Origin of the sequence: Ruegeria sp. HKCCE4148 (assembly GCF_017872495.1) — a bacterium.
GTDB lineage: Bacteria > Pseudomonadota > Alphaproteobacteria > Rhodobacterales > Rhodobacteraceae > Ruegeria.
On the sequence record NZ_JAEDOS010000003.1, the window covers coordinates 72,776 to 86,085 of the forward strand.

11 protein-coding genes and 2 pseudogenes are annotated in these 13,310 nt (G+C 52.6%); 3 read left to right on the forward strand and 10 right to left on the reverse strand.

The genetic code is table 11. The features are described from left to right. Positions 1–96 precede the first annotated feature (96 nt). Positions 97–1,518 (forward strand): cardiolipin synthase, encoded by a 1,422-nt coding sequence (cls, locus tag I9187_RS10245; protein WP_245223189.1) that lies wholly within the window; start codon positions 97–99, stop codon positions 1,516–1,518. 602 nt (positions 1,519–2,120) lie between these two features. Here cls and I9187_RS10250 read toward each other — a convergent pair. The 7 genes and pseudogenes from I9187_RS10250 to I9187_RS10275 form a co-directional block, all read right to left on the reverse strand. Further along, positions 2,121–2,357 (reverse strand): hypothetical protein, encoded by a 237-nt coding sequence (locus tag I9187_RS10250; RefSeq protein ID WP_170422163.1) that lies wholly within the window; start codon positions 2,355–2,357, stop codon positions 2,121–2,123. Positions 2,358–2,700: 343 nt separating this feature from the next. Then, positions 2,701–3,885, reverse strand: coding sequence for an AI-2E family transporter (locus tag I9187_RS10255; RefSeq protein WP_170567910.1), 1,185 nt, complete (start codon positions 3,883–3,885; stop codon positions 2,701–2,703). 293 nt (positions 3,886–4,178) lie between these two features. Beyond that, entirely contained in the window at positions 4,179–5,312 is a 1,134-nt protein-coding gene (locus I9187_RS10260) for a mechanosensitive ion channel family protein (RefSeq protein WP_170567909.1), read from the reverse strand. A gap of 237 nt (positions 5,313–5,549) precedes the next feature. Further along, positions 5,550–5,684, reverse strand: coding sequence for a hypothetical protein (locus I9187_RS22110; RefSeq protein WP_256368552.1), 135 nt, complete (start codon positions 5,682–5,684; stop codon positions 5,550–5,552). A 203-nt stretch (positions 5,685–5,887) separates the two neighbouring features. Next, the gene (locus I9187_RS10265; protein ID WP_171238617.1) at positions 5,888–6,388 is read right to left on the reverse strand and encodes a DUF1269 domain-containing protein; all 501 of its coding nucleotides are present in this window, start codon (positions 6,386–6,388) and stop codon (positions 5,888–5,890) included. Between the two features lie 137 nt (positions 6,389–6,525). After that, positions 6,526–6,759 (reverse strand): hypothetical protein, encoded by a 234-nt coding sequence (locus I9187_RS10270; protein ID WP_170567908.1) that lies wholly within the window; start codon positions 6,757–6,759, stop codon positions 6,526–6,528. Positions 6,760–6,877: 118 nt separating this feature from the next. Then, positions 6,878–7,786, reverse strand: a pseudogene (locus I9187_RS10275) (IS3 family transposase); the annotation flags it as partial. Here I9187_RS10275 and I9187_RS10280 point away from each other — a divergent pair. Next, positions 7,767–8,078, forward strand: coding sequence for a hypothetical protein (locus tag I9187_RS10280; protein ID WP_170611859.1), 312 nt, complete (start codon positions 7,767–7,769; stop codon positions 8,076–8,078). The pseudogene I9187_RS10275 and the gene I9187_RS10280 sit on opposite strands and share 20 nt — an antisense overlap. 368 nt (positions 8,079–8,446) lie before the next feature. Here I9187_RS10280 and I9187_RS10285 read toward each other — a convergent pair whose 3' ends face one another. From I9187_RS10285 to I9187_RS10295, 3 genes and pseudogenes are all read right to left on the reverse strand, one after another. Continuing rightward, entirely contained in the window at positions 8,447–8,668 is a 222-nt protein-coding gene (locus tag I9187_RS10285; protein WP_170619892.1) for a hypothetical protein, read from the reverse strand. Further along, a complete protein-coding gene (locus I9187_RS10290) occupies positions 8,652–8,846 on the reverse strand; it encodes a hypothetical protein (RefSeq protein ID WP_209940176.1) in 195 nt (64 codons plus the stop codon). The genes I9187_RS10285 and I9187_RS10290 overlap by 17 nt, the downstream gene beginning before the upstream one ends. A gap of 410 nt (positions 8,847–9,256) precedes the next feature. Beyond that, positions 9,257–11,497: pseudogene (locus tag I9187_RS10295) on the reverse strand (RecQ family ATP-dependent DNA helicase); the annotation flags it as partial. Between the two features lie 620 nt (positions 11,498–12,117). On the opposite strand from I9187_RS10295, the gene iadA reads away from it, so the two are divergent. Beyond that, complete coding sequence (gene iadA / locus I9187_RS10300; RefSeq protein WP_170411834.1) at positions 12,118–13,284, forward strand: beta-aspartyl-peptidase; 1,167 nt, start codon at positions 12,118–12,120, stop codon at positions 13,282–13,284. Positions 13,285–13,310: the final 26 nt, after the last annotated feature.

Genomic DNA, 13,310 nt, shown 5'->3' on the forward strand with positions numbered 1-13,310 from the left:
CAAGACCAGACGGAGGGCCCAAAAGTTGTTACGAATGGGAAACTCACATAGCTTTGGCCCGAGGGTAACTCAGTCAGGCTTTCCCCTGTCTATGGAATGGGCGATGAAATGCTCGGCACGGTTTTGATTATTGCACTCATCGCGTCAGAGGTCATTGCGATTGTTTTCGCGTGGCGCGCTATCCAGACGGCGCGTACTCCTCAAGGCGCGATCGGTTGGGCAATCTTTCTTGTAACAGCACCTTACCTTGGTGTGCCGCTTTATCTGTTTCTTGGACACCACAAATATCGTGGCTATGAAATAAGTCGTGCCTCAAGCGAACAGGTTCTTGAAGGTGTGGCGACTTATCGCGAACAACATAGGCCTAAGTCCAAACCCAAGAACGACACAACACTTTTTGAAAAGATCGCAGAACTACCCGGAGTAGACGGAAATGGTTTTCAGCTTCTCATAGATGGTGAGGAGACGTTCTCAGCGATTTTCAAGGCGATTGATACTGCAAAATCATACGTGCTTGTCCAATCCTATATCGTCAACGATGATGGCGTTGGCCGAGCCCTTTGCGATCACATGATCAATGCCGCTGAACGAGGGGTGTCGGTCCGCTTCATGGTCGATGCTGTAGGAAGCAAAAAGCTTCCTCCCACCTATTTTCAGCGCTTAAAGTCAGCAGGGGTAGAGTTCGTCGATCCGAAGTCGACAAGGGGGCCGAAGTACCGTTTTCAGCTCAATTTTCGCAATCACCGCAAAACAGTAGTTGTCGACGGTCATGTGGGCTTCACGGGTGGTTTGAATTTCGGAGACGAGTACAAAGGACTCGATCCACGTTTTGGTAATTGGCGCGACACACATGTTCAGATGACTGGCCCAGTAGTTTCCCAGCTTCAGTTGATTTTCGTGGAAGACTGGCACTGGGCAACAGACGAAATACTGATCGATGACCTGAATTGGAATGCCGATCGAGATAAAGCTGACATGACATCACTTTTGGTCGCTACTGGTCCGGGTGACGAACTGGAAACAGGGGCCATGTTCTTCATATCCTGCATCGCTGAAGCTAAGAAACGAGTGTGGATTGCATCTCCTTATTTTGTGCCAGATATCGATATTCTGACCGCGCTTAAACTAGCGGCGCTACGCGGCCTAGATGTGCGTATATTGGTCCCGGAGGTCATAGACCATACCGTTCCTTGGTTGGCTGCCTTCGCATACTTTGACGAGATCCGCGACGTAGGAGTCAAAGTGATGCGCTATGATGCGGGTTTCATGCATCAAAAGGTCGTACTTGTTGACGATACGCTTGCAGTTGTCGGAACCATGAACATGGATAACCGGTCGTTTCGATTGAACTTTGAAGCCATGGCGGTTTACTTTGATGATAGTGCTGCATCACAACTAGAAGCGATGTTTGAAGCTGATTTCGAACGTTCCTTCGAACTTTCGAAAAGGCTGTCGCAGCAACCAAAACGTATCAGAATTGGTGCTCCCTTGTCCCGACTAGTTTCGCCTTTGTTGTGATTGGTAGCTTGCACCTTCTTGTAGAGAGACTTCGCCGTCGTTGAAAAAAGCGGGCCAAGCAGAGTCGATTCCACAGCGCCAAACGGATAGGAGGCAATACGCCGCACATTTTCTTCCAGATGCTTTGCCTCACCCAGCCATTCCGACTATGCCGCCTTGATATCGTCCATTGCGAGATCGCGAAATTCAATGACAGGTTCCGGTTCTCGTTCAGCGCTCATTCGAGGCGCGACAAGCACCGGGACGACAGCAAGATCCAGGCTCAAACAGCAAGGATTCCGCCGCCCAGCGCTTTCCCGTAGTTATCGCCCAGACAGAAGAACAGGCAACGTTCCCAAAAAATAGGCCAATCACTGCAACAAGCATAGCAAAACCACTAAGCCAGATTGATAGCGTGCCACCGCAAGACGACGGCGCGCGATCTGATCGCCTGTCCCTTGCGGTTAAGAAATGAACAATCGTCGAGATGGCAATTTTGCAAGGACACTACGCGATTGAGACTATCTCGCTCAGAACACCTCAATTAAAATGACGTAGCCACGCCATACGTTTGAGTTTTTCAAAACTTTTCGCGTTTAGTGATCCTCGCTTGTTTCCGCAGACTAAACTGCTTTCTTCATACGTTCGTAGGCGGCCTTCATCTTCAGACCCAGCTCGCGGGCCGCTTCTCCGACTTCATCTTCGGACTTTTCGAACTGAGACTTACTCAAGAACGAGTCCCAGTCACGCATAAGGCTTTCCCATTCATCCTCTGCTTCTTTCGCACCAAGATGAAGTTGCAAACGAAGCTCGTCACGTGTTTGCTTGAGATCATCCATCCATTTCGCAATATCAGCCATGTCAATCTCTCCTATCGCTGCGGGCCAGAACTTATTTAATGATGTAAGTATTAGTTTAAATTCAAAGTTCTGTATACTCTCGCAGCGCTACAGTTTTGCTAATTTGGGATTGGAATTGAGATCCGAACCAAAAGCCAAACGCTTGACTGCGATACCCTCCAAACACTTTGCATGCACGGTTCAACCACTGTTTGCTGATCCATTACTCGCCGTCATCGCTGCAGCCACGTTCAATCGATTACAGGGGCAAATAATGGTGGCTTAAAAAATTTGACAACCTGGCCGCCGTTTTGACACTGGTAGAGAACTTCATCGATATAGTCGCGCCCCTGTTAAGCGTAGACTATTTATCTCTACTGTCGAAGTCTGCGCGAAGTTGCTCAATTTCCTCTTCAAACTCTTGGCGTTTTTTGGATTGGCCTATATGCGACAACACCGATTGATTATTCTTTTTTGAAGCAACAGTCTGCTCTTCCAGTAATTGACCATCCGCTGACAGAACTATTGCGATCCACCGTGTTGCGGGGATTTCTGCACAAAAAACCATAACGATTACCGTCATCGGTATCGCTAAAAACGCGCCGATCCCGCCCCAGACAGTGGCCCAGAAAGTAAGAGCGACCATTACCATGAACGTGCTGAGGTTCAGAGAGCGACCTTGCATTTTCGGCTGTATGACATTGGCGATGAACTGATCCGCAAGGCCATAGCCAATCAACACGATTAAAAACGGCCTCATAGTATCGAATTGGATCAGAGCAACGAGAGAGGGCAGCGCAATTGCGATGAACGCCCCAATGTTTGGAATGAAGCCGGCTACAAACACGGTCAGTGCAAGTAGTGGCGCAAAGTCCAAGCCAACCCACGAAAAAATGGCGAATGCAACAACGCCGCTCATGGCACTTGTTACTGCATTCACCCACATATACTGCTTCACGCCATTGGAAATTCTCGAAAGCACTTTCTTGGCGCGATGTGCCTCTTCCTCCCCAGAAGCCAAAAGTGGCAATTTAGTAGCCCAAGCTAGTCGTTCAGCAGTCAAGAAGATCAAATAGAGCGTTATAAGGCCAAGCATTGAAAGTGCTCCGCCCACTCCGCTCATTGCTGCAGTAAACCAACGCCCTACATCGGCTTGCTCCATGGCTTGTTGGATTGCGATCACGATCTTGGGTCCGAGAAAACCTTCCAGTTGTTCCGACAAAATTGAGAAGCGCTCCCGGTATCTTGGCAACGCGTCTTGAACATCATCCGCTGATGAAGCGGCAACAAGACCCAGAAGAACGACCGCTCCGACTATCAAAACCGTGCTCAGAAGTTGAGCTAACCAGCCGGGTGGCGACCAGCCAATCAAACTGGTGTGCTGAATCTTATCAACAAGCGCAGAGGTGAGAATATAAAGAAGACCCGTTACCGCAAGAGGAATGAGAAACCCGCGCCCGAACCACAGAGCGCAAATCACGAGAGCGATAGTGACCATCGTGAGGAACCAAATCGGCACTTTTGTATTGTCTTCGCGAGTTGGGTCCAAACAATTGAGTCCTATTGGTAAACTTGTCTCAAATTGAACACGTTATGCATACAAAATACAACATCGCTTAATCGGCTGGGGCACTTCGCGCAGTTTGGGGGCCACTGTCCGACCAGTCTGGCAACTCCGACGTCCAGACGCCAACAAATTCGGACGCGGATGAAATGACTGAAATAAGCACCCGTGCATTTTTGGAGGATGAGGTAGCGAAAGAACTAAATGAACCAAAGAGCGCAGAGACGAAGGTGTTCTGCAAAATGAAAATGGCTCGTTAGCCACCAGTTCGTTTGGCTTCAGCTTTTTCCTGCGTGCTCTGCCATATGTATCGTTTGGGTGGGGTAGGCTAGCGCGGTGCCTGCCCTTGCGACAGTCTCTAAAACTTCTAGGGCAAGGCGTTCACTTGTTTCCAGATAGTCTGAATAAGTACCAGACTTCGTCCAGGCATAGAACTGAATGTCGATGGAACTGTTGCTGATACCCGATACGTTAACGTACTTGGGAGCATCATCATCGAGTGAGAAGGCCCCACTGTTCTTCAAGAACTCACTCAAATCACGTCTAACTTTTTCAATTTGGTCACGGGACGACGAAAGAACAAGTGGAATTGAAATCAGGATACGCCTGTGCTGCATTCTTGAGTAATTTTTAACAACAGAATTTGACAGATCAGCATTCGGAACATGGCGGGGCACTTGGTCGAAGCCAACCACGAGTGTGGAACGCAGATCGATCTTTTTAACCGTCCCCAGAAACTTGCCATCAACTTCTATGGCGTCTCCGGTGACAAATCGAGCCTCGCTTTGGTTGGTCATTCCCGCGATCAAATTCCGTACTAAGTCCTGTGCAGCGATCGCAAGCCCTGCGCCCAAAACACCGACGCCAGTAAGAGCTCCACTAATGTCGACGTTCCAGACCTTCAATATCGCAGTAAGTCCAAAGATAAAAATGGCGAAGCGAGTAACTCTAGTGGTCCAGTCGGCCTCAAGGGTTACATCCTGAAACTCACCTGTTTTTAAGATTGAAACAAAGTTACCCGCTAGTTCATACCAAGTTGCAAACACAGCCACTATGGCAGCGGTCGCTAGAACGCTCCTAAAGAGGCCACCTGTAAACTCGGGAAGTTCCAGAGCTTCAGAGACAAGGAAAATCGATAGGGCTACAAGAAGTACTTGAGTAGCCGAAACGAGGCGTTCACGCGTCGCTTCACCAATCTCGGAAGATAAGTTTGACAGCAATGCATTGAGCGCTGAAACCACCACCATGGCCAGTGCACGACGAAAAACCAAAACCGCCGCACAAAACACGATCGCGGCAAGGGCCGCGGGATGATCTACTGAGCTCCACCACCGTGACAGAGCATCACCGTAAGTGGAAAGTGGCTCTCGAAAACTGTTTTCTTCCATAAATTCGATTTGTAACTCCAGCAAACGGCTGTGTCGAACCCGCTTTAGAATTTGGCGGGTTCGTTGGCCCGTTAGCCGAGTGCCTCACCTGCCAGCTTGGCTGCTTTGCTCAAAAGAGCTTTTCTGTGAGAGTATTCCTCTTGTATCTCTGCTTTTCTCTTTTGGAACCGAGCTTTCGAATTTTCTGTCGCCGAGTCGATTTGCTGGTCAATTGCATCCAACCTAGCATCGAACTCCGCGTCGATCTCCTCTAGCCGAGCGTCAATGCGGTCTATTTGCTTCTTTGACCTTTGATTTGGTCTTGTCGATACTTTCTTGGATGTCTGTCGCCATTTCTTCAGCGGCTTCGTCCAGTTCGTCTTCCATGGCAGTCAGCTCTTTGTCCAATGCAACCATTTCCGCCATCCTCAACTACATCCGTCCCGGCTTATAGCGATTGAAATGGCGCTGGACCGGAAGCTGAAGAGCCCTCCGTAACCTATTCGGCAGTCCTGTCAGAGACTTGAGCCGAAAACGTACTGGCAAGAGCTTTTTCCTGCAGCCGTGGTGTCGTTGTATGATGGCTAAACGATCATCGTTTTGATGAACACACCTGCGGATTATACTGACTTAAGAGCATCGTTGATCTGTTGCACGACATCGTCAGAGAAATCCGATATCAGCACCTCACCCTCAAAAGCAGACAGCTTTTCAAGAACCATTTCTGGGTTCTCGGTTCCACCCAATAGGAAAAGTATGGCACGACCATCTTCCAATGATCGTGCTGTTTTCTTCATAAAATCATCCGGAATGCCACGATCAGCGACCGATCCTCCAACGGCACCTGTGAGTGACCCAAACACACCGCTTGCAGCCAATAGCGCTGGATTCCCGCTCATCAGACCAATAGCGCCACCGATAACCACACCGACCCAAAGACCGCCCAGAGCCCCGAATTTCGTCATGTTGACGGTCTGATCAAGTTTGATTTCGCCATCTTCAGTGTAGACGACAACCGCGTCTTCTAACTGAACAAGCGCCATTCTGGTTAATCCCGCAATTTTGCCACGCGCGGAGCGCGCCGCTTCAACATCTTTCATGAGAATTGCGACCAGGTTCATCGTTCGGTCTCCTTTGGTTCGGCCGCGGATCCTTCTGCGAGACCCATCGCATTATTGTTGGGCCCAAAGTTATGAAACTTCTGGCGGGCTGGCAGCCGGGTTTGAGGCCGCACTGAATCACCCAATAGCCTGCTTGATCAGGTTGCCTTTTTCATCTTGTCATACGCGGCCTTCATTTTGAGGCCGAGATCGCGTGCCGCTTCTCCAACTTCCTCAGCGGACTTTTCGAACTCGGCTTTTGTAAGAAACTTGTCCCATTCGGCCTGAAGCTCTGTCCATTCATCCTCAGCTTCTTTCGACGCAAGGTGCAGTTGCAGTTTCAACTCGTCGCGTCGTTGCTGCAGGTCTTTCATGAGTACAGTCAAGTCCATATGAATTGCCTTTATTTTGATTGAGAGCAGACGAATGTTGCCAGTGTCCGTCGTCAGGGGTTTTGGTACAGAAGGCGGCCATAGCTAAGAGAGGATCTGGCCCATCTGGTTTTTCCGATTATGCGGCGGATTTTCGGTGAAGCAAGCGCCTTGTTTCGATTGTCTTCCGTTTGATCCTTTCGCGTTGTTTCAGAATGGTCTGCCCGCGCCCGAAGTAGACATCAGCCGGCGTGAGGTTTTGTAGGCTTTCGTGGTAGCGACGGTGATTGTAATGCTCGACGAAGGCGTCGATCTGTTGTTGGAGGTCGCCGGGCAGATAATAGTTTTGCGATAAGATGCGGTTCTTGAGAGTTTGATGCCAGCGCTCGATCTTGCCTTGGGTCTGTGGGTGATATGGCGCACCTCGGATATGATCCATTTGTTGATCTTCCAGCCAGTCTGCAAGCTCACCAGAGATGTAACTGGACCCGTTGTCGCTGAGCAGACGCGGCTTGTGCAGCCCGGTTGCCTGATCACAACCTGAGGCCTGCAAAGCGAGGGCCAACGTATCGGTCACATCCTCGGTTTTCATCGTCGCGCAAAGCTTCCAGGCGATGATGTAACGGCTGTAATCATCCAGGATCGTACTGAGATAGAACCATCCTCAGCTGATCACTTTCAGATAGGTAAAGTCGGTCTGCCAGAGCTGGTTCGGTCGCGTCGTCTTGTCCTGGAACTCATCCGCTGCGGACAAAACCACATAAGCCGGACTAGTGATCAGGTCGTACGACTTGAGGATGCGATAGACGGAAGCCCCTGGCACAAAATACTTTTCCGTGTCGGTGAAGCGTACCGCCAACTCACGCGGGGAAAGCTCACTTTCCTTGAGGGCCAGATCCCTGATCTTCTCGCGTACTGGCGTGGGAATGCGGTTCCAGACCCGCGATGGCCTGGGGCAGCGGTCTTCAAGCGCGTCGGGACCACCGGCACGATATCGGTCGTACCAGCGATAGAAGGTGGTCTTCGGGATGCCCAGCTATTCCAAAGTCGAATTGCGTCGCTTTCGCTGCTATGAACACACCGCGATCATTTCCTATGCCCGACCGTTCTCTGACGGGAAAAGCAAGGTACCACGTCTTTCACTCAAGCAAATCCGCGCCGACCTGACCCAGGATCAAAAACAGCTTCACAACCGTGTTCTGCGACTTCGAAACAAACTCGTCGCCCATTCGGATGCCGAGATGATGAACTTTACTGCGGAAGCGAGACCAATAGACGTAAACCATGATCAACCATTCTACGCTATTTTCGCTCAGCACGATGAAGGTTTACAGTTCTAAAGATGGCGCGATCAACCGGATTTTATTGAGCAAATTAGAAAGGTCAGCTTCTGTCTCTATGAGAAGATGACCGAGATCGTGCAGTCCGAACCCGAAGCCTTCAATTTGACTGTCCACTTTCCGGACAACTAGACGCTGGCCCAGAACAATTCCGCATGATCTCCGATGCAGGCTAGAGCAACTGCAGGAATTCCGCAGAAAGCCGTCGATCCAAACGCAGTGGGGGGAGGTACTCGAATGGTTAGAGAAGCATGGCGTAGAGCCTCCGGACCATGGATTGCCTATTGAGCCTGAACTGGGAGGTCCGGACGGCCATCGGTGACCACTCCCCAATAGTAGCCTTAGAAACCCCAAGGGCTTAGGTATGTTCACTTACCGTACTTCTGTGATCGGCTCAGGGGATAACCACCATTCGCCAGAGCAGCACTGGTATCTCTTAACTTCTTCAGACCAGAGGTGCCTTGAGCGGCTTTTCTGTTGGTAAGCTTAGCGCCCCGCTTCATCGATCCTTTCATTGGAAACAAAGGTAACTGGCCGTTGCGCCTGCGAAGCTCGTTGTGTTTGGACAGGTAATCAGTCTTTCTTGGCATCAGCTTCCTCCTTTGCCAATTGAGCCTTGGCCTCGGCAATCATGCGCGCAGTTTCGGCCTCACCGTAGGCTTTCACCAACAGGTGTCTGCCGCGCCGGTTCCCTCCTGCTATCGACCGCGCCATTGTGGCAGCGGCCTTCGGTAATACACGTTTCAACCGTGCCCGCACGTCATCCATTCCGACTACCTCCAAAGGCCAGTTCTTTGCTGAACTCGGAGGGAGGCCTCTTGCGTTTTCGGTTGTGAAAATCACCACTGTGGTTATGCCGTCCGTTCTTTCGGACATATCGCCAATATTGGTGAGACGCTGACCGGCAGGTGTTGCTGCAGAAGAAGTGAGCACGACGCACTGGTTCAAACTGCTGGTGGCAATGGCGACAAATTCGATACTCACCAACATCGTTATGATCCCGATGTCCCTCGCGCAGGGGCGGTTGGCTGTATTCCTTGTTTCGGCGTTCGATCCCCCAAGCTGCTTTCACCGGCCACATCTCAAACCATGACTTGTGAATGCGGCAAGCATTCAACTGACGGATCAGCCAGACAGCCAGCTTCCTACGTGCTTGATATCTTCGGTGCCTGATCCTCGCGCCGCCGCTCGGTGATCTCAGCGGATGCAAGGATTTCACGGACTTCCTTCATGCTTTTTACTCGGAGCGAGCCGGGGAACACCTGCACACAGTTTTCCTCGCGGTTCAGAAGATGTGCTTCTTCCAGCCAGGCGACGGCCGTCTTCACTCGCGTATCGTCGGTATTGCTGTCCCGATGGAAATCTCGCTCTTTCTCCTCATGAACGATCTCACCGGGTGTAGCGACAATTTCACCGCCTTTTCCGGTCCGAGCATCAAGGCGCCGAAGCGCCTTCAGGATCGCGCCGATTTCGTGCCGCGCGAGTCGAGAACGCGCGCTGAGGCTGAACTGACGATCAACGTCTTCTGTATTGAACAACAGGACGCAGTTTGCAGGTTCGCGGTCTCGCCCGGCGCGACCCGCCTCTTGCAGGTAGTTTTCCAGCGACCCCGGCACGTCCCCGTGAACCACCAGACGGATGTCCGGCTTGTCGACCCCCATCCCAAAGGCATTGGTGGCCGCGATCACGCGGAGATTGCCGACCCGGAAGTCCTCCTGGATCTCACGTTTGTCATCGGGGCTGAGGCCCGCATGATACCGTTCAGCAGCAATGCCCTGTTGTTTTAAGAACTCCGCCACGCGCTCAGTTGCGTTTCGGGTCGCACAGTAGACGACCGCCCCAGACACGCCCTCGCGCGGAAGCTGGGCTTCGATCGTGTCGAGGATATCGCTCATCTTGGTGGCACGCTGCGTTGGTAGCACCTGGAAGCTCAGGTTCGACCGCGATGCGCCACCGTCGATCAACACCAGTTCGGACCCCAGCCGCTCTTTGAAATGAGTTCGGATGTCCTGCACGACGTCCGGCTTTGCTGTCGCGGTCAAGCAAAGCACCGGAGCCGGTTCGTCGCCTGAGCTTTCTTTGATAAACCGCGAGACGTAGCGATAGTCGGGTCGGAAATCGTGCCCCCATTTGGACACGCAGTGCGCCTCGTCCAGCACCCACAGCCCCACCTCGCGCTGTGCCAGAGCGGACCGAACTGTTGTGCTGCGCAGTTGTTCCGGCGAAATCAAAAGGATCGCAGCATCCCCAAGCCGCACTTTGTCGAGCGCATCCTGACGCTCGGGCAAAGACAATAACCCGTTAATCGTGACCGCCGAGGAAATTCCGGCCCGTACCAAGCCCTGAACCTGGTCTGCCATCAGCGCCACAAGCGGCGATATAACAACGGTCAAGGCCCCGGTCTTGTCGAACCGAGACAGCGCGGGGATCTGATAACAGATGGATTTACCCGTGCCCGTCGGAAGGATGCCCAACAAATTGTCGCCTTCCATGGCCGTCGCCACAATCTTTTCTTGAAGCGGGCGTCCGTTCTCGTCGACTGGTTCCGGGCGGAAACTTGGAAAGCCGAACCAGCGCTCGAGCGCACGGGTGGGATCATTGTGCTCTGCGCAATAGGCACAGTGCGGATCACGACAATTCGTATCTCTCAGATCTTTGACAAGTCGCGCTGCATCACGGAACTGCGCCCGCACCCAAGGGGGCATAACAGAATCCCCACCAGCGACCGAAATCCAAGCGAGCGCATATGCCATCGGCCAACCCAGTCCAGTGTCCGAGAGCCGCTCGAGCAGAGCGTCCACTTGCCTGCCACAGGCCACGTCTTTTAGCAACGCCTGAATGGCCTCGTGCGCCTCCACTTCCGTCGGGATGGGCGCCCCGCGCACGTCGCTGAACAACCGATCAAATCCGACGCTACTGGGACCTCGGCAGCACAGCCAGTGATAGGCGATCATCGTTTCTGGCGACAACGTGTTCAGCGAGACGAAGGCGTCGATCTGGTTGTGAAGAACCTCGAACACAAGACGCGCGTCGAGCTCGGGATCGTTGACGTAACCACTTTGAAGCCGCCCATCGCGGTAGTGCTTGACCAAATGATGGTAGGGATTGCGCGGGAACGCCAAGGGGTTGAGCCACAGCGTGTCAATCGGTCCGTCCGCGAGCTTTGCGAAGCGCGGCGAGACCGCCATGAGATGCGGCAGGTCATGGCGCAGAATGTTGTGACCAATGACATGTGCGAAACCGGCGCAAAACAAGTCGAGCTTTTCAAGCGCGGCCTTCGGATCACCTTTCCGATGAATAATCCCCTCTCCATCGCCTTCCGGCACGGCTGCAAAGGCAAACAACTTGGCTTCCTTGGGATCAACTTCCAAATCAATCGACAGACAGCGCGACAAGATTTCGGATTGTTCCCGTGGCATTTGAGTACTCTTAATTTCCTCCGGAATAGCCTCTGAGTTTTCGAGTGGCTGTGGTCTGCCACGGCCGAGGGCCTTCGATATGCCGCGGGAAATTAAGTTTTTCATATTCGCAAGTTAATAATTATTCCCAAGGAGCGGAACCTTCGGCGGCCACTTTGAAAAAAATGTTGTCCCGATGCCATGCCAGGTTTGCGAGGTGCGGCAAGTGTCTTTTCCTTCGGGTTTGCAGATCTTCCCATCCGGAACCAAAAGCCGGTTGACAGCATCACTCGGCACTTTTTTTGCCAGACCGCAGCTGGCAGGTTCCAGACAGGCCTATTGATAAAAGTTCGTATATTTTCCGGCCCGTCGATCTTTTGCGAATACAGCAAACTTCCTGTTCCGCCTAAACGACAAATACTACGCTCATCACCTATGTCGCCTATGGGCTCAATGCCAACGTTCGCCTGAATATTTCGAGCGACCGCTATGCGGACAACCTTGCCATCCGCTTCATTTTTCTCATTGTCTGCTAGTGGCGTACGACCGACATCTACGCTTTCCCCGAAAAAGGGGATGGTTCTTCTGCTGCCATTTGGTGCAAAGAAGGACGTCTTCGCTCCTACTGACGGATTTGCAACGTGTTGAAGCTCATCAAGAATGCGCGCCTCTATTCACCTGAACCTGTTGGTTTGGGCCATATTCTCACTGCGGGTGAACGCATCATTTACCTCGGCAGCAATAAACCCGAATTGCCTGACCAGCTTCAGGCAGAGATCATTGACGTCGAAGGCGCAGCGGTTGTTCCGGGTTTTATTGATGGGCATGCGCATATAACTGGCGGTGGCGGTGAAACCGGACCAGCCAGTCGGGTGCCGCCGCTTGTCCTGTCCTCTTTCACGCGTGCCGGTGTCACTTCAGTCGTTGGAGTATTGGGCACGGACGATCTGACCCGCAACACGCAGACGCTGGTGCAACAGGCCTATGGGTTGCGCGAAGAAGGACTTTCAGCCTGGTGTCACACCGGTGGCTATCACGTCCCACTGACCACCCTCACCGGTTCAGCCCGTGGAGACATTGTGTTCCTTGATCCGGTCATCGGTGTTGGGGAACTGGCGATCAGTGATCACCGGTCGAGCCAACCGACATTGGACGAGTTTCTGCGGATCGCAAGCGAAGCGCATGTCGCAGGCCTGATGACTGGCAAGGCGGGGATTGTGCATTGCCATATGGGAGATGGCGAGCGAGGGCTGTCAATGTTGGAACAAGCCATCGCGACCTGCGAAATGCCCGCACGCGTCTTCAATCCAACCCATGTCAATCGCAACAAACCACTCTTCGAACAGGCCGTGGCGCTAGCACGGCACGGATGTTACATCGACGCTACCGCATTCCCCTGCGGACATGTCGAGCCGGGCATCTCTGCTACTGAGGCCTACATTCAGTTTCGCGATTTGGGCGGTCACGCCGACCGGTTCACCATCAGCTCTGACGGTGGTGGATGCCTGCCCGCCTTTGACCATGAAGGCAATCTGACACGGTTTGGTGTGGGTTTGTCGGACACTTTGCCGGACACGCTGCGCGAACTCACCAACAGAGGAGTACCAATGCCCGAAGCGCTGGCTCCGCTGACCTCAAATGTCGCCGACCTGCTGAAGCTGCACCAAAAAGGTCGTCTGAACGTGGGTATGGACGCTGATTTGGTCGTTCTTGACGAAAACACTGCCGTGCGGCATGTGATGGCCCGGGGGGAATGGCATGTACGCGACGGCCAGATAGCCCGACGCGGCATGTATGAACAGGTTTGAGCGTCCGCGCGGTCCCCGGTGGCTGC

What these genes read in the sequence shown, in the direction of transcription:
- I9187_RS10280 (WP_170611859.1), top strand. Translation starts at nt 7,767, where the DNA reads ATGCCCAGCTATTCCAAAGTCGAATTGCGTCGCTTTCGCTGCTATGAA.
- I9187_RS10270 (WP_170567908.1), bottom strand. Translation starts at nt 6,759, where the DNA reads ATGGACTTGACTGTACTCATGAAAGACCTGCAGCAACGACGCGACGAG.
- I9187_RS10250 (WP_170422163.1), bottom strand. Translation starts at nt 2,357, where the DNA reads ATGGCTGATATTGCGAAATGGATGGATGATCTCAAGCAAACACGTGAC.
- I9187_RS10265 (WP_171238617.1), bottom strand. Translation starts at nt 6,388, where the DNA reads ATGAACCTGGTCGCAATTCTCATGAAAGATGTTGAAGCGGCGCGCTCC.
- I9187_RS10285 (WP_170619892.1), bottom strand. Translation starts at nt 8,668, where the DNA reads ATGCCAAGAAAGACTGATTACCTGTCCAAACACAACGAGCTTCGCAGG.
- I9187_RS10290 (WP_209940176.1), bottom strand. Translation starts at nt 8,846, where the DNA reads ATGGATGACGTGCGGGCACGGTTGAAACGTGTATTACCGAAGGCCGCT.
- cls (WP_245223189.1), top strand. Translation starts at nt 97, where the DNA reads ATGGGCGATGAAATGCTCGGCACGGTTTTGATTATTGCACTCATCGCG.
- I9187_RS22110 (WP_256368552.1), bottom strand. Translation starts at nt 5,684, where the DNA reads ATGGTTGCATTGGACAAAGAGCTGACTGCCATGGAAGACGAACTGGAC.